Genomic DNA, 20,137 nt, shown 5'->3' on the forward strand with positions numbered 1-20,137 from the left:
GCATTTTTTTGTGATGCAAGTCCTTCGTTCAAAAAAACTTTATTTTTTTACTAACAGATGAAAAAGCCAGCAAAACGCTCATTAATTACAACAATTTGGATCGCAGCCTTAACAGTTAGATCTTAAAGATCGTTTCGCGGTAGTACTTTAGCTCGGCAATCGACTCACGGATATCATCCAATGCCAGATGCGTGCCCTGCTTCGAAAAACCGTCTAACACTTCTGGTTTCCAGCGGCGAGTCAGTTCTTTTAGTGTACTCACGTCCAAATAGCGGTAATGGAAGTATTCTTCCAGCTCTGGCATATGCTTGTACAAGAAACGACGATCCTGACCAATGCTATTACCACAAATTGGAGAAACACCCTTTGGCACCCATTTTTCGAGAAACTCAATGGTCTGCGCAACAGCATCTTGCTCTGAAATCTGGCTGTTTTGAACACGCTCAACCAAACCACTTGCCGTATGTGTATTAGTACACCAGTCGTCCATCTTCGCCAATTCTTCTTCTGGCTGATGGACAGCAAGAACAGGACCTTCAGCCAAAATATTCAATTCACTATCCGTGACGATAGAAGCAATTTCGATGATTTTATGCGTTTCAGGATCGAGCCCTGTCATCTCTAAATCCACCCAAATCAGGTTTTGATCGCTAAAGGACATGATTACGCCGCCTATTTGTTTATCGATAAAAGAGGTACTATACCTGAAAATACTTGAAACACGATACTCACTCGATTGACGAAGATTCCGTTTAATCAACTGAGTTAACTCACATTAAGTACAAGATTGTGGCAAAAAAGAAAAAGTTAACCAAAGGTCAGGTGCGCCGCGTACGCAGCAACCAACAAAAACGCCTAAAGAAGCAAGAAGAGTCCATCCAGTGGGATGAGAACATGCTAGGCGCAAGTAAACAGGGTCTCGTTATCACTCGTTTCGGTCAGCACGCTGACATCGAAGATTTAGAAACTGGTGAAGTGCAGCGCTGTAACCTTCGTCGTGGTATCGAATCACTGGTATCAGGCGATCGCGTGCTATGGCGCGAAGGTCTTGAATCAATGGCTGGTATTTCTGGTGTTGTTGAAGCCGTTGAACCTAGAACATCCATGCTGACTCGCCCTGATTACTATGATGGTTTGAAACCCGTCGCCGCGAACATCGATCAAATGGTGATCGTTTCTTCGGTTTTGCCAGAGCTTTCACTCAACATCATCGACCGCTACCTAGTGGCGTCCGAAACACTGAACATTGCCCCGCTGTTGGTACTCAACAAAATCGACTTGCTTGCTGAAGAAGATCGAGCAATGTACGAAGAGTGGCTAGAAGAATACAAACGTATTGGCTACAAAGTATTGTTTGTAAGTAAGCAGTCAGGCGAGGGCATTGCAGAACTTGAAGAGCAGCTACGCGACCGTATCAATATCTTCGTTGGGCAATCTGGTGTAGGTAAATCAAGTCTAGTGAACGCGTTAATGCCAGAACTTGAGCAAGAAGTTGAAGAAGGCGAGATCTCTGAGAACTCAGGCTTAGGTCAACACACCACTACAGCTGCTCGCTTGTACCACATCCCTACTGGCGGCGATCTTATCGATTCTCCAGGGGTACGTGAGTTTGGCCTGTGGCACTTAGAAGCAGAAGAAGTGACCAAAGCGTTCGTTGAATTCCGTCCTTATCTTGGTGGGTGTAAGTTCCGCGACTGTAAGCACAACGACGATCCTGGCTGTATCTTGCGAGAAGCCGTGGAAAAAGGCGAAGTGAGTGAAGTCCGTTTTGAAAACTACCATCGCATCCTAGAAAGCATGAGTGAAAACAAAGCAAACCGTCAGTACTCACGCAGCAAGAAAGCGGATCTGTAGCTGAGTTAAGACTGCAACTGTGTAAGAAATCATCACCTAATACTGACAAGCAGATTAAATTTCAGTAACATCACGCGCCCTAAAGCGAGAATCAAACAGAAGTATCGGAATTAAAGATGGACAAGATTAAAGTTGGACTGCAGTACTGGATCCCACAACATGGGTTAACACGCCTAGTGGGTAAACTGGCTTCAGCTAAGGCTGGCGGTCTAACAACAGCAATCATTCGCTGGTTTATCAAACAGTACAATGTGAACATGGATGAGGCGAAGCACTCCGATCCTAAGCACTTCAAAACCTTCAACGAATTCTTTGTGCGAGAGCTAAAAGAAGGCGCTCGTCCAATTGCAGAAGGCGAAGCAGTAATCACTCACCCTGCGGACGCATGCGTAAGCCAATTTGGCCCGATTGAAGATGGTCAGCTTATCCAAGCGAAAGGCCACAACTTCTCAGCACAAGAGCTACTAGGCGGCGATGCAAAACTGGCAGAAGAGTTCCAAGACGGCTCTTTCGCTACCTTGTACCTATCGCCTCGTGACTACCACCGTGTACACATGCCATGTAACGGTACGCTACGTCAGATGATTTACGTACCTGGTGATCTATTCTCGGTGAACCCGCTAACGGCAGAGAACGTTCCTAACCTATTCGCACGTAACGAGCGCGTAGTGTGCATCTTCGATACAGAGTTCGGCCCAATGGCACAAGTGCTGGTTGGCGCAACCATCGTTGGTAGTATCGAGCAAGTGTGGGCTGGTACCGTCACACCACCACGTGGTAGTTCAGTCTACAAGTGGGATTACCCTGCAGAAGGTGACAAAGCGGTTATCTTGAAGAAAGGCGAAGAAATGGGGCGCTTCAAGCTTGGCTCAACCGTTATCAACCTGTTTGCTAAAGATGCAATTGCATTCGATGAAAACATGGAAAATGGCAAGCCAACCGTAATGGGCACACCTTACGCTCACCAGCAGTAAGCTTATTGCGAAAACTGATTTTAAAGCCTCCGCTCGCGGGGGCTTTTTATTGACCAAAAGCAAAATTCTGTTCAAAACTTAATCTCTGTTTTTCAAACTCATACCTGCCTCTAAGACCCTTAAAGAACAATCCATTACCCTACTGATAGGGATGATTGTTGAAAGGGGCGACTAATGCCAAAGATGAATATGAATACACTAGTAAAGCTACTGGTGTGTTTTTTAGTACCACTCGGCATTTTGATGATGCCTATAGATGCGATACCTATTGATGACCTCACTTTAATTCAGCATCGTCTACTGGCAATTTTCCTTCTTGCGGCACTGCTTTGGGTTTTAGAGCCTGTTCCCGTATTTGCCACTTCGATTCTTATCATCGCTCTTGAATTGATCATGATATCGGACAAAGGCTTACATCTATTTCGCAACCCACCTCCGGGACACGATTTAGGTGAACTGATCGCGTATACAGACATCTTCTCTGCCTTTTCTTCTCCCATCATCATCCTTTTCATGGGCGGATTCGCACTCGCCATAGCGGCTTCCAAATACGAACTTGATAACAACCTTGCTCGTGTTTTGCTTAAACCATTTGGCTCTCAACCCAAGTTCATCATGTTGGGGTTAATGCTGATCACTGCTGTGTTTTCTATGTTTATGTCGAACACTGCAACTACCGTTATGATGCTGGCGTTACTTGGCCCTATTGTAGCTTCTGCACCAAAAGGTGATTTGGGGATAAAAGCGCTGGTCCTATGCATTCCTATCGCCGCCAATACAGGCGGCATCGCAACACCGATTGGTACGCCACCCAATGCAATAGCCTTGCAATATTTAACTGGAGAAAACGCCATTGATTTCCTTTCTTGGATGACAATGGGGTTACCTTTTGTATTGGTGCAACTCACCATCGCTTGGCTGCTACTGCAAAAGCTGTTTCCTTCCAGTGAACCAGAAATGAAGTTACGTCTGGACGGTACGTTTAAAAAGAGTTGGCGCGCTATTGTCGTGTATATCACGTTCGCAATGACCATCCTGTTATGGATGACAACCAAAGTGCACGGCATGAATACATATGTGGTCGCCATTATCCCACTCGCGGTGTTCACCTTAACGGGCATCATGGGCAAAGAAGAACTTAAGCTTATTAACTGGGATGTCTTGTGGTTGGTTGCCGGTGGTATCGCCATTGGTATTGCTTTAGACAAAACAGGCTTGGCAGAAGCGCTTGCCCATGCCATTGACTATGAAGCACTTTCACCATTTGCGGTAGTCGTATCTCTTTCTATCGTGTGCTGGTTAATGGCGAACTTTATGTCCAATACAGCCACAGCAAACTTGCTCATGCCAATTGCGGCTGCAATTGGGGTATCGATGCCAAGCTTAGCTTCTATTGGAGGGTTACAAGGACTGCTGGTTGTCGTCGCCTTCTCCGCATCTCTGGGTATGATTCTTCCTGTATCAACACCACCTAACTCATTGGCTTATTCGACAGGTTTAATCGAAAGCAAAGACATGGCGAAAGTTGGACTCATCATTGGCTTGATCGGTTTGCTTCTTGTTTATGGCGCCGTACTTGTTCTTACTTAATATCAATGGGGCAACACTAGAGATGTAGCGTTGCCCGTCAGTATTGCGGATGACTAAATTTGGATACAACATCACAGCAATCATTAATGAAGTAACCGTCAATATCAAATACATTTACAATCAACCTGTTGAATAAATATTCCCCTATTTATCTTAAGTTTATCCAGATCGCGTCGATAAAGTAGTCGTAGCCTTTCAGTACTAATCTGTACCTGAATCGTCTTAAGCAACCTATTGTCACCACCGGTGATGTCGATCTTTTTGTCTATTGAGAAGGTAAGACAATGAGAAGTTCCATAAAACTTAAAATTCAGATTGCAATCGCAGTCATTATTGCCATTGTTAGTGGCGTTCAAGCTTGGGTCTCCGTAAATCAGTTGCGTGATGAAACCACCTCGACACTGAGCAGAGAGATGGAAAACATCTCAGCATCAACCAATCGATACATCAGCGATTGGTTGGCGATTCGTAGTGAAATGATGCTAGCAAATGAAGATGTCATTCTCGATTCGACAGACGCAGATAGAGAGATGCTGTTAACAAAGCGAGCTGGGCAATTTCTCTCGGTTTATGCCGGTTTTTCTGATGGTTCAATTGCTTACGGTGATAAAACTGAATCGTGGCCAGCTGATTACGACCCACGAACTCGCCCTTGGTATAAAGATGCGATGGCAAAGTCTGGCTTAATCATCACAGAACCTTATCAAGATTTTGACGGCAGCATCGTTGTCAGCTTTGCCAAAGCCTTCAACCAAGGCAAGCAAGGTGTGTTAGCTGCCGATCTCGCGGTGACAGATATCATCGATGAAGTCCTAAATATTCAATTAGATAATGATGGATTTGCCTTTTTAGTCGATGGAAAAAATAACATCGTTGCTTACCAAGACGCCAAGCTAAGCCAGAAACCTTTAACGACGCTCAACCCTGAACTGAGTGCCGCTAGCATGAATAAACTGAGTCAAGACGCTCAGTTAGCGACCATCTCTTGGCCAAACCAAGGGGAAAAGCTCATTTACGTCGCCAAAGTGCCTAACACGGATTGGTCATTAGGTATTGTTGAAGATAAGCAAATGGCGTATGCCTCTGTTTCTGAGCAAGTGACGTTTACGGCTATCGCTTCTATCGTTCTTTACTTGATCATCGCAGCCATCAGCACCTACGTCATCACTCGCTTACTCAAGCCACTTCAAACTCTCTCTACGGCTTTAGAGGAACTTTCTCAAGGGGAAGGTGACCTGACTCAGCGCATCAAGATTGAACGTATGGATGAGATTGGAGAACTGGCGACACACGTAAACCAATTTCTTGCTCAGATGCAAACCATGCTCAAAGGCATTGTGGAAAATAGTGAGCAGCTTTCAGCTCAAGCAAACCAAGCAAATGAACTCTCTGCAATGGCTGCTGGTCGAGTTGAACACCAGCAAAATGACGTCAACCAGATTGCAACCGCCATTCATGAGATGTCAGCAACCGCAGCAGAGGTGGCAAGCCATGCAGAACTCACTGCAAGTGCTTCTCAGAACTCGGCATCTGCATGCCAAGATGGGCAGAACGTGATCCAGAAAAACCGTGAAGCCATTGTAGAACTAGCAGAACAAGTAAGTGATGCCGCCAGCGTGATTTCAGAACTCGAGGCAAACACACAAAGCATCAACCAAATTCTATCTACTATTCAAGGTATTGCGGAACAAACAAACTTACTGGCACTTAACGCTGCCATTGAAGCTGCGCGAGCAGGTGAACAGGGGCGTGGCTTTGCCGTAGTTGCTGATGAGGTACGCGTACTTAGCCAGCGCACCCATGGTTCAACGGAAGAAATCCGCACCATGATCGAGACGTTGCAAGGTAATACCAAGCTAGCAGTAAACAGTATGCAAACCAGCACAAGTTTGGCAGACACCAGTGTGGACTATGCTCAACAAGCACACGACAGCTTGACTAGCATTACTAACTCAATTACTGAGATCAACGACATGGCAATGCAAATCGCAAGCGCCGCTGAAGAGCAGCGCGCGGTGAGTGAAGACATCAGTCGCAACACGCAAGGCATTAAAGACGATGCAGATATGATTGCCGAGCAATCACTTAAGAGCAGCGAAGGCGCACGCCAGATGTTCGACACCGCCAATACCATGCGTGAGAACATCAGTCGCTTCAAAGTGTAACCCCCCTCAAAAGCAGCTCAATGAGCTGCTTTTTTTATGCCACAAAGATACGCTTTTAGATCTTTATAGATTCGTGCATATTAAAGCCTCTCCCCTGCTCAACAAGGATGTCTCGCAATCATGGGTTATGAATGGCTGGCGTTATGCGCCGCTTTCCTATGGGCTGTTTCTAGCCTAATTTCTGTTGTTCCCGCTCAGCATCTCGGTGCGTTTGCTTATAGCCGTTGGCGTATGGGTTGTACCGCAGTGATTCTCTCAACGATGGCGTGGATAACGGGTGGCTGGCTCAGTGTCTCAACAGAACACGTAACACCGATGATGGCATCCGGTCTGATTGGTATTTTTATTGGCGATACAGCGCTGTTCGCTTGCTTGAACCGCATGGGACCACGCCAAGCAGGTTTACTGTTTTCTTGTCACGCCGTATTCTCCGCCCTCCTAGGGTACTTCCTATTTAGCGAAAGCATGACGGGGATAGAGCTTATTGGTGCTGCCTTAGTGTTCAGCGGCGTAGTGATGGCAATTTTCTATGGCCGACGCGGGCAAGCCAGCAATGCACTGGAAACAATCAAGGGCAACGTTTGGATTGGTGTTGGACTGGGTTTAACTGCTGCAATCTGTCAGGCACTTGGCGGCATTATTGCCAAACCAGTAATGCAAACCAGTGTCGACCCGATTGCCGCTTCTGCAATTCGTATGATCAGTGCTTTCGTCGCACACTGCATACTCTTGGTGATTGGCGTTAAAGTTGCACGTGCAACGCAAACCATCACCTGGAAAGTATTTGGCATCACCGCATTAAACGGCTTTTTAGCGATGGCAATTGGTATGACGTTGATTCTGTACGCGCTGCGTGAAGGTAATGTGGGTATGGTGGCTCTGCTTTCTTCAACAACGCCGATCATGTTGCTGCCACTACTGTGGGTTTACACCAAGAAACGCCCCAATCGCTTTGCTTGGCTAGGGGCTGCCTTAGCGGTTATAGGTACTGGAATCCTTGTGCAGTAGTCGAGCTCAATAGCTCAAAACTGATCGAGCACAGAATTACAGACATAAAAAAGCCCGAGTCGAACTCGGGCTTTTATCATTCTGAATCGTCAGTTAATTACTTAACTAGCACTTCACCAGACATTTCTGCAGGGATTTCTAGACCTGCAAGAGAAAGCATTGTTGGTGCAAGATCAGACAGTTTACCGCCTTCTTTGAACTCAACCGCTTTGTCACCTACGTAGATTAGAGGTACTGGTAGGTTAGTGTGAGCAGTGTGAACGCCGCCAGTTTCTGGGTCGATCATCATCTCTGCGTTACCGTGGTCCGCAGTGATCAGTAGCTGACCACCCACTTCTTTGATTGCTTCAACCACTTTACCAACGCTTTCGTCTAGTGCTTCGATAGCTTGCTCAGCCGCTTCGTAAACACCAGTGTGACCAACCATATCTGCGTTCGGGTAGTTACAGATGATAGTGTCGTACTTACCAGACTTGATAGCCGCAACCATCTTCTCTGTTAGCTCTGGAGAGCTCATTTCTGGCTGCATGTCGTAAGTTGCTACTTTTGGAGAAGCAACAAGTTGACGCTCTTCGCCTTCGAATTCGTTCTCAATACCACCGTTGAAGAAGAAGGTTACGTGTGCGTATTTCTCTGTTTCAGAGATACGTAGCTGAGTTTGACCTTGCTTAGATAGCCACTCACCATAAGTGTTTTCTAGAGACGCAGGTGGGAATGCGATAGCTAGAGGGATATCAGCTGCGTATTGAGTCAGCATCACGAAGTTGATTGCTGGGAATACAGCGCGCTCGAAGCCGTCAAATGCAGGAACGAATGCACGAGTGATTTGACGTGCACGGTCAGCACGGTAGTTCATGAAGATAACTGCATCGCCATCTTGCATGATTGCGTCTTCTTGACCTTCCGCTTTGATAGCTGTTGCTTTAACGAATTCGTCGTTTTCTTCACGAGCGTAAGCCGCTTCTAGACCTGCAACTGCCGTTTCTGCTGTGAACTCAGCTTTCGCTTGAGTTAGAAGATCGTAAGCAACTTGAACGCGATCCCAGTTGTTGTCACGGTCCATTGCGTAGTAACGACCCACTAGAGAAGCAACGCGACCTTTACCTAGTTTCGCAAATAGGTCTTGGAAACGTTGTAGTGAGTTTTCAGCACTACGTGGTGGCGTATCACGGCCGTCTAGGAAGCAGTGTAAGTAGATTTTCTCAGCGCCACGAGCTGCTGCCATTTCAACGGCTGCGTAGATGTGATCTTCATGAGAGTGAACACCGCCAGGAGACATAAGACCCATGATGTGTACTGCTTTCTCAGCTTTTACTGCAGAGTCGATAGCTTCAACTAGTGCTGCTGTTTCAGCGAATTCACCGTCAGCGATAGACTTAGTGATACGAGTTAGATCTTGGTATACAACGCGACCTGCACCGATGTTGGTGTGACCAACTTCTGAGTTACCCATTTGACCGTCAGGTAGACCAACGTCCATGCCTGAAGCAGAGATTAGAGTGTTAGGGTTGTTCGCAATTAGTGCATCCATTACTGGTGTTTTAGCATTTGCAATTGCGTTACTTGCTGTGTCTTCACGGTAACCGTAACCGTCAAGGATAACTAGAGCCAATGGCTTCTTAGCAGACATAGTGATGACCTCATCAAATTTAAGTAACTTTCGGTGTAGAGCTTCGTTGCTCCATCTAACCTTGAAACAAAACTAGCGTAATTTTACTACACTTTTTAACCAAAACTGTAGGTTAAGATCAAATAATGTTTGCGATTTATTGTTGCTATCTTACAAGTTAGCAAGCAATCCAACCTAGTCAGCAAACGTGTTCCACAAGCATAGTCACTTTCAAGACGCTTTGTACCACCACCGAAATACTTTGGTGAAAAACTTTTTGTTGTGACCCATTGTGCGCCTTTTCGACCAGAAGTGAAGTCAATTACGCCGATTGAATTGATAGGAGGAAGTGATAATAAGATTGCATGAATGACAAGTTTGGAAGAGCTCACCGGAAGCGATTAGATCTCAATTATTCGTTAGAAAATTTTAACCCTCTCGCCTAAGACGACTATCCCCGCTATACTCCTGCTTTATTTTTCCGCCAACAGTGCAAGAGCTCAAGACATGCAAGAGTACATTGATTTTTTCCAACAGAACATGATTCTATCTTTGGTTTGGGTAGGTCTTCTTGTCGCATTTATCATGAACATCGTGAAATCAGCGACGGCTGCATATAAAGAAGTGAACGTAAACCAACTGACTCACCTAATGAACCGTGAAAACGGTGTAGTAGTGGATATCCGCTCTAAAGATGAGTTCAAACAGGGTCATATCACCGACGCACTTCACATTTTACCATCAGACATCAAAGCTGGTAACTTCGGTAGCCTTGAAAACCGTAAATCAGACCCAATCATTGTGGTATGCAAAACGGGTCAAACCGCTCAAGAAAGCGCAAACCTACTAGCGAAAGCTGGCTTTGAAAATGTAAGCCTACTGAAAAATGGCCTGATTGCGTGGAGTGAAGCAAACCTACCTCTAGTACGTGGTAAGAAATAACCTTCAAGCCCTGACAGGTATAAACTGAGTAAATAGAGAGCAGTTGAAGCACTAAGTTGTGATGCCTTGCACGTAATACGCGCTTCATCTAGTCATATTAGATTTGCTCAGTTAGTCTCAAGACATATTTAAGGGTTTAGAGGTATCTAGGCCCAACAAACGATTATTTAAGGATTTAAAAATGGCTGAAGCAGCACCACAAGAAGCACAACAAAACTTCGCAATTCAACGTATCTTCCTAAAAGATGTATCTTTCGAAGCACCTAACTCTCCAGTTATCTTCCAAAAAGAGTGGAACCCAGACGTTAAACTGGATCTAGACACTCAAAGCCGTGAGCTAGGTGAAGGCGTTTACGAAGTAATCCTACGTCTAACAGTAACAGTGAAGAACGAAGAAGAAACAGCATTCCTATGTGAAGTTCAACAAGGTGGTATCTTCACTGCGGACAAGATGGAAGCAGGTCAACTAGCTCATTGCCTAGGCGCATTCTGCCCTAACATCCTATTCCCATACGCTCGTGAAACTATCTCAAGCCTAGTTGTAAAAGGTACGTTCCCTCAACTGAACCTAGCGCCAGTTAACTTCGATGCGCTATTCATGAACTACCTACAGCAGCAAGCTCAGCAAGGCGAAGGCGAAGCTCAAGCGTAATTTAAACCGTTCTTGACGCACGACGGCAACGTGGTGTGGGACAATGTAAAAAGCGAAATCAAAATGCACAAAGCGTCCATCAGAAAGATGCATTGTGCATTTTTTGTTTCTGCCTTGTAATTAGGTGCGAATCGGCGCCATTTACAGGTGGTAATTACTTGATTTGGTATTATCATTCAGAAAAAACAACGATCAGGCGGTAGCATGACACAAGCAAATACGAACAATGCCTACGGTAAAGACATTGCGATGACAGTGATTGGCGCTGGCTCTTACGGAACATCTCTAGCGATTTCTCTCGCTCGTAACGGTGCAAATGTGATCCTTTGGGGTCATGAGCAAGAGCATATGGCTCGTCTTGAGGCAGATCGCGCTAACCATGAATTCTTACCAGGTATCGACTTTCCTGAAAGCTTGATTGTTGAATCCGATCTAGAGAAAGCGGTTCAAGCAAGCCGTGATCTACTCGTTGTTGTTCCAAGCCATGTATTTGGAATTGTGCTAAACAGCCTTAAACCATTCCTACGTGAAGACTCTCGTATTTGTTGGGCAACGAAAGGCCTAGAACCAGAAACCGGCCGCCTTCTAAAAGAAGTCGCATTTGATGTGATTGGTGAAAACTACTCTCTAGCCGTTTTATCGGGACCTACCTTTGCAAAAGAACTCGCAATGGGTATGCCAACCGCTATCTCAGTGGCTTCTCCCGACGCTGGCTTTGTTGCCGACCTACAAGAGAAAATCCACTGTAGTAAAACTTTCCGCGTGTACGCAAACAACGACTTTATCGGCATGCAACTTGGTGGCGCGGTGAAAAACGTTATCGCGATTGGTGCAGGCATGTCCGACGGTATTGGCTTTGGTGCCAACGCTCGTACTGCATTGATCACCCGTGGCTTAGCAGAAATGAGCCGCCTTGGCGCAGCGCTTGGCGCTCAACCAGAAACCTTTATGGGGATGGCAGGACTGGGCGATCTAGTCTTAACTTGTACAGATAACCAATCACGTAACCGTCGCTTTGGTTTAGCATTGGGACAAGGCAAGGATGTCGACACCGCTCAGGAAGAAATCGGTCAGGTAGTTGAAGGCTACCGAAACACCAAAGAGGTGTGGATGCTTTCCCAACGTATGGGCGTTGAGATGCCAATTGTTGACCAAATTTATCAAGTATTGTATCAAGGAAAAGATGCACACCTGGCAGCACAAGATTTACTTGCGCGTGACAAAAAATCAGAGGGAAAGTAGCACTCTAGCTCCCCTTTTTCCTCAGGAGAGGAAGGATAATAAAGTCGTAATAACACTGTCGGGACAAGGAAGAACCACTCAGGATATTGAGAATGAAGCACTGCGAAAAACAAAAAGTTTGGAATAAGATCGTATCTGAAGCCCGTGAGATGTCAGAACAAGAGCCAATGCTGGCCAGTTTCTACCACGCAACCATCATCAAACATGATAGTTTGTGTGCGGCGTTAAGTTATATCTTAGCCAACAAGTTAAACACCGCGTCTATGCCAGCCATGGCTGTTCGGGAAGTAGTGGAAGAAGCATTTGCTGCAGACCCTACCATCACCGATGGTGCCGCTTGTGACATTTGTGCCACGGTTAATCGCGACCCAGCTGTTTCAATGTACTCAATGCCATTACTATACCTAAAGGGCTACCACGCTCTACAGGGTTACCGAGTGGCAAATTGGCTGTGGAAGCAAGGTCGTCACGCTCTTGCGACTTATCTACAAAACCAGATTTCTGTAGCATGTCAGGTTGATATTCACCCTGCAGCGCGCATTGGTAGTGGTATCATGCTAGACCATGCGACCGGCATTGTGATTGGTGAAACGGCCGTTGTCGAAAACGACGTATCTATTCTGCAGGATGTCACCCTAGGTGGTACCGGTAAAGAATGCGGTGACCGTCACCCGAAAATTCGCGAAGGCGTAATGATCGGCGCTGGAGCAAAAATTCTTGGCAACATTGAAGTGGGCGAAGGCGCAAAAATCGGCTCCTGCTCTGTCGTGCTGCAACCCGTACCACCGCATACAACAGTAGCAGGCGTTCCCGCAAAAATTGTCGGTCGTCCAAAAACGGACAAACCTTCATTAGACATGGATCAGGGCTTTAATGGCAAATCGCAGAGCTTTATTCATGGAGACGGTATTTAAACACCTCTCGACTTTTTCTTAATGTTAGTGTGGTAGGTTGTAATCAAGTGAAAGAACGTAATTCTGTTGTCACCCGCTCTGCGGTTATTTTAGCTTGCGCATTATCCGCCACATTCTCCAGCTCAACTTTTGCAGCGAGCCAGCAAGAGTTAAAGGGCGTAAAAAGCGAAATTAATCGTCAACAACAGTCACTTACCTCCCAAGAAAAAAAGCTGAATGACTTACAAAAGTCATTAAAAGATCAAGAGCTTGGTATATCAAAGCTTGAGCGAGATATTAAACAAACGAAATCGGAACTCGCAAAAGCAGATCAAAATATCAATAAATTGGAAGAGAAGATTTCTCTACAAGAAGCGCAACGCCAAGCCCAAGAAGAACAACTCAAACAGCTGATTCAAACCTACTACGTCACTGAACGAGCTAAAGCTAATGGTCACCTTTTAAATGAAGGCATTGAAGAAGACCGCATTAGTCAGTATTTCCAACACCTTGCTAAAGCTCGTTCAGAAGTCATTGATGCGATAAGCAAAATTACAGAAGAGTTGGCACACAATAGAAATCAGCTTGAGCTTGAAAAAACGCAAATTGAGAACTTGTTGAAACAACAATCTCAAAAGCGTGCGTCATTAGCCTCAACACAATCCAACCGAAAAAAAACGTTGGGGAACATCCAAAAGAACATCAAAGACGACAAGCGTTACTTGGCTGAACTGCAACGCAACGAAACCCGATTGAAAGCAGAAATAGCAAAGGCAGCCAAACGCAACGCCGTCCCGATGGATGGTATTGCTAAGCAAAGAGGCAAGCTACCGTGGCCTCTCAAAGGACGTGTTTTACATAGCTTCGGTACCAAGCAAACAGGTCAAGTAAACTGGAAAGGCATGGTGTTATCTGCCAGCTACGGCCAGCAAGTGAAAGCGGTCTATTCAGGTACCGTGGTATTTGCCGAATACCTACGCGGTTACGGTCTAGTGGTACTTCTCGACCACGGCAAGGGTGACATGACGCTATATGGCTACAACCAAGCTCTGACTAAGAAAGAGGGCGACAAGGTTACTGCTGGCGAAGTGATAGCTCTCGCGGGGGATACCGGTGGTCAAGACAGAGCTTCACTCTACTTCGAAATCCGCAGGAACAGCGAAGCGCAAAATCCAAAATCTTGGTTAAAACGTTTATAACTACCGTTTGTCATTGCAGTTTATGAACCAATAATTAAAAACAAAGGAGCCAATCGGCTCCTTTGTTGTATTCACATTTAGAAAAACGCTAGGCGTAATACGTCTCTACTGCGTCGATAAAGGCACTGACATCACATTTACTTAACGCATTGATACCCGCTGCAGCTTCTCGGCCACCACCAGTTGGGAACTGCCCACACACAGCCACGGCACCTTGCTTGTTATTCAACGGTGCGCGAAGAGAAACCGTGTAAGTGCCATCAGTATTTTCAGTTAATACCGCATGCGCAGAGTCTGGGTTTTGGTTTGCAAGCCAGTTGCCATAAACGCCACTGATTCGGCGTGATGCCGCGTTGTTTGGCAATTCAAACAGCTTGAGCTTAGCGCTTTCATGAGTTGCCGGAATCGCTAATGCCGCGTCCATATCTTGCTGATAAGCCGATTGCAATTGGTAGTAAGGTGAGGCTTTATCTGCAATCACATCGAATGGTGACACGTATTGCTTCAACGCTTGGTACAAATCGGCAGGATGAAAGTGGAGGTCATCAACTTTAGAGCCGTAGCCGTTGTAGTTAATCAATGTACCCAGCTCTTTTAACTGCGCTTTTTGCTCTGCACTGAGTCCAACTCTATCTGCCAGCGCATCGGCTCTAGCTATCAAGTTATCGCCATAAGCGGCAGTAATTGCCCATAAATGGAAGCGACCATCTAATAATTGGTCAACAATCAAAGCAGTACAAATATTGGCATCAAGATCGATGTGCGCATCCAAATTACCATGCTGAGGTATCTCTCCCGCTTTGTGGTGATCTGCATAAAACACGTGTGCGCCTTGAGCCAAAGCTTGCTCTAGACCAGCCATGTTCTTTTCCATTGAAATGTCCAACACTGTCAGCTCATCGCCCGCTTGCACTTCCACTTTTTCCACCAGCTTGATGTCGCGCTTAACGCCCGTCACCAACTCAGCGTCGATTGGATCGGCTAAACGCAGTTGCAGTAATGCGATGATGCCGTCAGCATCGCCATTAAAAATGTCGTAGTTCATTGGACGATAATTCCTGTATCGAGAGTCATACCCAACGGATGGTTTGGGCGTGCATGAATCCTATTGTGCGAAATGAGCACAGCAAGTCAACTCGAGGAGGGAGCTGAAAATGAGAGCTGCGCTCTAAACTTTAAGCGTAGAACCATACTCTCATTTTCTAGATTTAATAAGGAGGGAAAATAGTATTAACTGTGCAGTCGGCTCACCGCTTCTTCAAGCAGCAGTAGTTGTTCCATACCCTGCTCGGTCGCCACAGGCTTAACCACATTAAGCATTTGCAGCATGCCCTGTTTTACCATTTGCTCGGTGATTTCGGTCTTTGGAGACATTGCCGATTGGTAAGCTAACCAACTACACGCAATAAGGTGCAGCGTGCATACCAGTGACTTCAACTGCTCTTGGTCAACATTCAGCAGCTTTAACACCACAAACTCTTGCATGATCGCAATCAGGTTTGCTTGCAGCTTCTCTTGAACATCCATGTATTCATCATGTAACTGCTCATCTCGAGACAGAATTTCTGGTAAGTTTGCGTAGAAAAAACGGTACTTCCACATCAAAGTGAAGATCGAGTCGAGGTAGCTTTTCAGCATAGTCAGACTTTCTTGAGAACCTTGGATTGGAGTAAATCGTTCTAGTAGCTCTGCAGAATAAAGTGCAAAGATCTCGCGTACGATTTCTTGTTTATTACGGAAATGGTAGTAGAGATTGCCTGGACTAATTTCAATATGGTCAGCAATGTGATTCGTCGTAATATTGCGCTCACCATGTTGATTAAACAACTCCAGTGCGGCATAGACAATTTTGTCGCGCGTTTTCATGGTTATCGTATTCCCTCTTCATTAACCTTTCGAGTATAGCGACTTCACTTTGGTAGGTCGATAGAGGGCAAAAATACAGCAACATAGCAGACCAGTTATACGCCAACAGCGCTTCTATTTTCGGCCTGCTATGAGCAATAACACTAAGCGATTGGGAATGGGAAAGCCGTCACTTGGTCAATATGATCACAACCCAATGCCAGCATGATCAAGCGGTCAACCCCCAGGGCTACACCAGCGCAATCTGGCAAGCCAGCTTCTAATGCACCAATCAAATGGTAATCGATCGGCTGTGGTTTCAAGCCCATTTCCAGACGCTTAGCGTTATCTTGTTCAAAGCGCGCCAATTGCTCTTTCGGGTTGTCCAACTCATGGAAACCGTTCGCCAGCTCAATGCCTTTGAAGTACACCTCGAAGCGATCCGCTACTCGGTTGTCTTGCGGATTGATCTTTGCCAGCGCCGCTTGCGATGCAGGGAAGTCATAAACAAATGCCGGAACTTGCTGACCAATCTTGGCTTCGACACCAATGCTGAACAACAATTGCAGCAAAGTATCACGGTCTTCTTCAGGCTCGGCAATATCACTCAGCCCTAGTTTAGCCGCCACCGCTTTTAGCTCTTGCATTGAGCCTTCTAGTGGGCACACGCCGAGCACATCAATAAAGGCTTGCTGGTAAGTCATACGCTCCGCTGCGCCACACTTCAATACTAGTTGCAGCAGGTCGTCCATCTCATCCATCAGCTTGTGGTGATCAAAACCAATACGGTACCACTCCAACATAGTGAATTCAGGGTTGTGGTGGCGACCGTTCTCCTCATTACGGAATGCTTTGTTGATTTGATAGATACAACCACTGCCCGCAGCGAGCAAACGCTTCATGTGGAACTCTGGGCTGGTCATGAAAAACAGCTTGCTGCCATCCGCATAACCAGGGCCGACAAACTCAGTCTGAAAGGTATGCAAATGGATGTCTGTCACTGTCGCGTGACTCATGGCTGGCGTGTCCACTTCCATCACCTGTCGCTCGGCAAAGAATTGACGAATGTCGGTGATCAACGCGGCACGTTGACGAAGTTGTTCCATAGACGCAGTAGGCTGCCAGTTGGTTTGCATAACAAAACTCTCAGTACATGAATGAGCGGGGAAAATAGCAATTTTGGCATGCTTTGCCTAGTTCATCGAGGGGGGAAATTGCTCAAATGTGATTGAGTAAATACGAATAACAATCGATTAAAATTGAAGCAAGCATTCCACGTTCTACAGTACAAAAAACATTCACAACTAAGCCTATTATCAATGATACTAATGTCGCGCAACAGAAGTGCAACATTGATAGAAATTACGTTTGTATGTCATGCGTTTCGTGCCGTGATAGCAGTCACATAACCTAGAATTTCTATGCTCTTATGTGCATTACCGGAGAAAAAACCCAAATACATCAATTTTTCTGCCATAAGGCTCCCCTACACTAACCCTACTACTTTTGAGGGATTGCCCTAAAACCCTTCCCTCACACTCACAATAACAAGCGGATTTCCGCAATCACACACTGGAGGATAACTGTGCAAATTATCACCACAGATATCGCAGTCATCGGCGCAGGCGGCGCTGGTCTTCGTACTGCTATTGCAGCGGCTGAAGCAAACCCGGACTTAGAAGTAGCACTTATTTCTAAAGTTTACCCAATGCGCTCCCATACGGTTGCTGCAGAAGGTGGCTCAGCAGCAGTTATCAAGGATGAAGATAGCTTAGACAACCACTTCAACGACACTGTTGGCGGTGGTGACTGGCTATGTGAACAGGACGTTGTTGAATACTTTGTAGAGAACGCGACTCGCGAAATGATCCAAATGGAGCAATGGGGTTGCCCATGGAGTCGTAAAGAGAACGGTGAAGTCAACGTACGCCGCTTTGGTGGTATGAAGGTTGAACGTACTTGGTTCGCTGCAGATAAAACTGGCTTCCACATGCTTCACACGCTATTCCAGACGTCGATGAAGTACGACAACATCAAGCGCTTTGATGAGTACTTTGTTGTTGACTTGCTTGTTGATGAAGGTGAAGTACAAGGTCTGATTGCAATCCACATGTCTGAAGGTGAGTTGGTTACGATTAAAGCGAAGTCTGTTGTACTAGCAACAGGTGGCGCAGGTCGCGTTTACCACTGTAACACCAACGGCGGTATCGTAACGGGCGACGGCATGGCGATGGCTTACCGTCACGGCGTTCCTCTACGTGATATGGAATTCGTTCAGTACCACCCAACAGGTCTTCCTGGCACAGGTATCCTGATGACTGAAGGTTGTCGTGGTGAAGGCGGTATCATCGTCAACAAAGACGGCTACCGTTACCTACAAGACTACGGTATGGGTCCTGAGACTCCAGTGGGTCAACCTAAGAACAAATACATGGAACTGGGTCCTCGTGACAAAGTTTCTCAAGCTTTCTGGCACGAACAACAGAAAGGCAACACCATCAAACACCCTCTTGGTGATGTGGTGCATCTAGACCTTCGCCACCTGGGTGAAGAGTACCTGCAAGAGCGTCTACCGTTCATTTGTGAGCTAGCGAAAGCTTACGTGAACGTTGACCCAGCAAAAGAGCCAATTCCAATTCGTCCAACGGTTCACTACACCATGGGTGGTATTGAGACTAACGGCGAATGTGAAACTCGCATTAAAGGTCTATTCGCGGTTGGCGAATGTGCGTCAGTTGGTCTTCACGGTGCAAACCGTCTAGGTTCTAACTCGCTGGCTGAGTTCGTGGTATTTGGTCGCGTTGCGGGTGAACAAGCGGTGAAACGCGCGGCAGAATTCAAAGGCTGGAACGAAGAGTCTATCGCGACTCAGGTGAAAGCAGTTGAAGACCGCATTGCCGCTCTAATGAACCAAGAAGGTGAAGAAAACTGGGCAGATATCCGTACTGAAATGGGTCACACCATGGAAGCAGGTTGTGGTATCTACCGCCAAGAAGACTTGATGCAAGCAACCATCGAGAAAATCACTGAGCTGAAAGAGCGTTACAAGAAAATCAGCATCAAAGACAAAGGCAAAGTGTTCAACACTGACCTTCTATACGCTATTGAAGTGGGCTACGGTCTAGAAGTCGCAGAAGCGATGGTTCACTCTGCAATCCTGCGTAAAGAATCTCGTGGTGCGCACCAACGTCTAGACGACGGTTGCACTGAACGTGATGACGAGAACTTCCTAAAACACTCACTCGCATTCTTCCAAGAAGATGCAGCACCAAGCATCGACTACAGCAACGTGAAGATCACTAAATCTCAGCCTAAAGCCCGTCTATACGGTGAAGCAGCAGAGAAAGCAGCAGCAGCTGAAAAAGCCGCTGAAGCAGAAGCGAAGAAGGCAGAGGAGCAAGCATAATGTCAGCAAACCGCATTCAAAAAGTAGACATTCTGCGTTACGACCCTGAGAAGGACGCGGAACCATACACGCAAACATTCGAAGTTCCATTTGATGAAACCATGTCTGTGCTTGATGCGCTTGGCTACATCAAAGATCACCTAGATAAAGATCTGTCTTACCGCTGGTCTTGTCGTATGGCGATCTGTGGTTCTTGCGGCATCATGGTAAACAACGTGCCTAAGCTAGCTTGTAAGAGCTTCCTACGTGATTACCCGAATGGCGTAACTATCGAGCCACTAGCAAACTTCCCTATCGAGAAAGACTTGATCGTGGATATGACGCCGTTCATCGAGCGCTTAGAAGCAATCAAACCTTACATCATTGGTAACGACCGCAAACCAGAAGACGGTACAAACCTACAAACACCAGAGCAAATGGCGAAATACAAGCAGTTTGCTGGCTGTATCAACTGTGGTCTTTGCTACGCAGCATGTCCTCAGTTCGGTTTGAACCCTGAGTTCATCGGCCCTGCAGCACTGACTCTGGCACACCGTTACAACCTAGACAGCCGTGACAACGGTAAAGATGAGCGTATGAAGCTGATCAATGGTGAAAACGGCGCTTGGGGTTGTACATTCGTAGGTTACTGTTCTGAAGTTTGTCCGAAGAACGTTGACCCAGCAGCGGCAGTAAACCAAGGCAAAGTGGAGTCTTCTATGGACTTCGTGATTGCGATGTTGAAACCTGATGGTTCACCAAAGAAAGTGGAGGCATAA

At 46.2% G+C, this 20,137-nt stretch carries 17 protein-coding genes; 12 read left to right on the top strand and 5 right to left on the bottom strand.

Going from position 1 to position 20,137, the window contains the following annotated elements:
* Nucleotides 1-115: 115 nt before the first annotated feature.
* Nucleotides 116-661 (bottom strand): oligoribonuclease, encoded by a 546-nt coding sequence (orn, locus tag J4N37_RS14800; protein ID WP_005443758.1) that lies wholly within the window; start codon nucleotides 659-661, stop codon nucleotides 116-118.
* A gap of 128 nt (nucleotides 662-789) precedes the next feature.
* On the opposite strand from orn, the gene rsgA reads away from it, so the two are divergent.
* The 5 genes from rsgA (at nucleotide 790) to J4N37_RS14825 (ending at nucleotide 7,591) form a co-directional block, all read left to right on the top strand.
* Nucleotides 790-1,854 (top strand): small ribosomal subunit biogenesis GTPase RsgA, encoded by a 1,065-nt coding sequence (gene rsgA / locus J4N37_RS14805; RefSeq protein ID WP_078608083.1) that lies wholly within the window; start codon nucleotides 790-792, stop codon nucleotides 1,852-1,854.
* A 116-nt stretch (nucleotides 1,855-1,970) separates the two neighbouring features.
* Entirely contained in the window at nucleotides 1,971-2,828 is an 858-nt protein-coding gene (gene asd, locus J4N37_RS14810; protein ID WP_252041276.1) for an archaetidylserine decarboxylase, read from the top strand.
* Between the two features lie 174 nt (nucleotides 2,829-3,002).
* Complete coding sequence (locus J4N37_RS14815) at nucleotides 3,003-4,418, top strand: SLC13 family permease (RefSeq protein ID WP_071236411.1); 1,416 nt, start codon at nucleotides 3,003-3,005, stop codon at nucleotides 4,416-4,418.
* A gap of 284 nt (nucleotides 4,419-4,702) precedes the next feature.
* Nucleotides 4,703-6,583, top strand: a complete 1,881-nt coding sequence (locus J4N37_RS14820; RefSeq protein ID WP_038884091.1) for a methyl-accepting chemotaxis protein — start codon at nucleotides 4,703-4,705, stop codon at nucleotides 6,581-6,583.
* Between the two features lie 120 nt (nucleotides 6,584-6,703).
* Complete coding sequence (locus tag J4N37_RS14825) at nucleotides 6,704-7,591, top strand: DMT family transporter (RefSeq protein WP_045391422.1); 888 nt, start codon at nucleotides 6,704-6,706, stop codon at nucleotides 7,589-7,591.
* A gap of 97 nt (nucleotides 7,592-7,688) precedes the next feature.
* Here the strand turns inward: J4N37_RS14825 and gpmM are convergent, their stop codons facing one another.
* Nucleotides 7,689-9,221, bottom strand: a complete 1,533-nt coding sequence (gene gpmM, locus J4N37_RS14830) for a 2,3-bisphosphoglycerate-independent phosphoglycerate mutase (RefSeq protein ID WP_010444042.1) — start codon at nucleotides 9,219-9,221, stop codon at nucleotides 7,689-7,691.
* Between the two features lie 486 nt (nucleotides 9,222-9,707).
* Here gpmM and J4N37_RS14835 point away from each other — a divergent pair, with 486 nt between their 5' ends.
* The 5 genes from J4N37_RS14835 to J4N37_RS14855 all read left to right on the top strand — a co-directional run bounded on the left by J4N37_RS14835 (nucleotide 9,708) and on the right by J4N37_RS14855 (nucleotide 14,128).
* The gene (locus J4N37_RS14835; RefSeq protein ID WP_010444044.1) at nucleotides 9,708-10,142 is read left to right on the top strand and encodes a rhodanese-like domain-containing protein; all 435 of its coding nucleotides are present in this window, start codon (nucleotides 9,708-9,710) and stop codon (nucleotides 10,140-10,142) included.
* Between the two features lie 181 nt (nucleotides 10,143-10,323).
* Nucleotides 10,324-10,794: a protein-export chaperone SecB gene (gene secB, locus J4N37_RS14840; protein ID WP_010444047.1), complete on the top strand. Its 471-nt coding sequence runs from the start codon at nucleotides 10,324-10,326 to the stop codon at nucleotides 10,792-10,794.
* 204 nt (nucleotides 10,795-10,998) lie between these two features.
* Entirely contained in the window at nucleotides 10,999-12,036 is a 1,038-nt protein-coding gene (gene gpsA, locus J4N37_RS14845; RefSeq protein ID WP_010444049.1) for an NAD(P)H-dependent glycerol-3-phosphate dehydrogenase, read from the top strand.
* A 92-nt stretch (nucleotides 12,037-12,128) separates the two neighbouring features.
* Nucleotides 12,129-12,950: a serine O-acetyltransferase gene (gene cysE / locus J4N37_RS14850; RefSeq protein ID WP_038884095.1), complete on the top strand. Its 822-nt coding sequence runs from the start codon at nucleotides 12,129-12,131 to the stop codon at nucleotides 12,948-12,950.
* Between the two features lie 47 nt (nucleotides 12,951-12,997).
* Nucleotides 12,998-14,128 carry a murein hydrolase activator EnvC family protein gene (locus J4N37_RS14855; RefSeq protein WP_088880274.1) on the top strand — a complete coding sequence of 377 codons (1,131 nt, stop codon included), beginning with the start codon at nucleotides 12,998-13,000 and terminating at the stop codon, nucleotides 14,126-14,128.
* Between the two features lie 88 nt (nucleotides 14,129-14,216).
* On the opposite strand, the gene J4N37_RS14860 is transcribed toward J4N37_RS14855, so the two are convergent.
* The 3 genes from J4N37_RS14860 to epmA all read right to left on the bottom strand — a co-directional run bounded on the left by J4N37_RS14860 (nucleotide 14,217) and on the right by epmA (nucleotide 17,109).
* The gene (locus tag J4N37_RS14860) at nucleotides 14,217-15,173 is read right to left on the bottom strand and encodes an acetyltransferase (RefSeq protein WP_045391432.1); all 957 of its coding nucleotides are present in this window, start codon (nucleotides 15,171-15,173) and stop codon (nucleotides 14,217-14,219) included.
* A gap of 185 nt (nucleotides 15,174-15,358) precedes the next feature.
* Nucleotides 15,359-15,994: a TetR/AcrR family transcriptional regulator gene (locus tag J4N37_RS14865; protein ID WP_045391435.1), complete on the bottom strand. Its 636-nt coding sequence runs from the start codon at nucleotides 15,992-15,994 to the stop codon at nucleotides 15,359-15,361.
* A gap of 143 nt (nucleotides 15,995-16,137) precedes the next feature.
* Entirely contained in the window at nucleotides 16,138-17,109 is a 972-nt protein-coding gene (gene epmA, locus J4N37_RS14870; protein WP_088880272.1) for an elongation factor P--(R)-beta-lysine ligase, read from the bottom strand.
* Between the two features lie 449 nt (nucleotides 17,110-17,558).
* Between epmA and frdA the strand changes: the two genes are divergently transcribed.
* Together frdA and J4N37_RS14880 are read left to right on the top strand one after the other, a co-directional pair.
* A complete protein-coding gene (frdA, locus tag J4N37_RS14875) occupies nucleotides 17,559-19,379 on the top strand; it encodes a fumarate reductase (quinol) flavoprotein subunit (RefSeq protein ID WP_045377187.1) in 1,821 nt (606 codons plus the stop codon).
* Nucleotides 19,379-20,137 carry a succinate dehydrogenase/fumarate reductase iron-sulfur subunit gene (locus J4N37_RS14880; RefSeq protein WP_005440483.1) on the top strand — a complete coding sequence of 253 codons (759 nt, stop codon included), beginning with the start codon at nucleotides 19,379-19,381 and terminating at the stop codon, nucleotides 20,135-20,137. The genes frdA and J4N37_RS14880 overlap by 1 nt, the downstream gene beginning before the upstream one ends.

This window comes from Vibrio sp. SCSIO 43153, assembly GCF_023716625.1.
GTDB lineage: Bacteria > Pseudomonadota > Gammaproteobacteria > Enterobacterales > Vibrionaceae > Vibrio > Vibrio rotiferianus.

Coding starts and splice junctions, on each gene's coding strand:
- orn (WP_005443758.1), bottom strand. CDS start 661: ATGTCCTTTAGCGATCAAAACCTGATTTGGGTGGATTTAGAGATGACA.
- asd (WP_252041276.1), top strand. CDS start 1,971: ATGGACAAGATTAAAGTTGGACTGCAGTACTGGATCCCACAACATGGG.
- J4N37_RS14815 (WP_071236411.1), top strand. CDS start 3,003: ATGCCAAAGATGAATATGAATACACTAGTAAAGCTACTGGTGTGTTTT.
- J4N37_RS14820 (WP_038884091.1), top strand. CDS start 4,703: ATGAGAAGTTCCATAAAACTTAAAATTCAGATTGCAATCGCAGTCATT.
- J4N37_RS14825 (WP_045391422.1), top strand. CDS start 6,704: ATGGGTTATGAATGGCTGGCGTTATGCGCCGCTTTCCTATGGGCTGTT.
- gpmM (WP_010444042.1), bottom strand. CDS start 9,221: ATGTCTGCTAAGAAGCCATTGGCTCTAGTTATCCTTGACGGTTACGGT.
- J4N37_RS14835 (WP_010444044.1), top strand. CDS start 9,708: ATGCAAGAGTACATTGATTTTTTCCAACAGAACATGATTCTATCTTTG.
- secB (WP_010444047.1), top strand. CDS start 10,324: ATGGCTGAAGCAGCACCACAAGAAGCACAACAAAACTTCGCAATTCAA.
- gpsA (WP_010444049.1), top strand. CDS start 10,999: ATGACACAAGCAAATACGAACAATGCCTACGGTAAAGACATTGCGATG.
- cysE (WP_038884095.1), top strand. CDS start 12,129: ATGAAGCACTGCGAAAAACAAAAAGTTTGGAATAAGATCGTATCTGAA.
- J4N37_RS14860 (WP_045391432.1), bottom strand. CDS start 15,173: ATGAACTACGACATTTTTAATGGCGATGCTGACGGCATCATCGCATTA.
- J4N37_RS14865 (WP_045391435.1), bottom strand. CDS start 15,994: ATGAAAACGCGCGACAAAATTGTCTATGCCGCACTGGAGTTGTTTAAT.
- epmA (WP_088880272.1), bottom strand. CDS start 17,109: ATGCAAACCAACTGGCAGCCTACTGCGTCTATGGAACAACTTCGTCAA.
- J4N37_RS14880 (WP_005440483.1), top strand. CDS start 19,379: ATGTCAGCAAACCGCATTCAAAAAGTAGACATTCTGCGTTACGACCCT.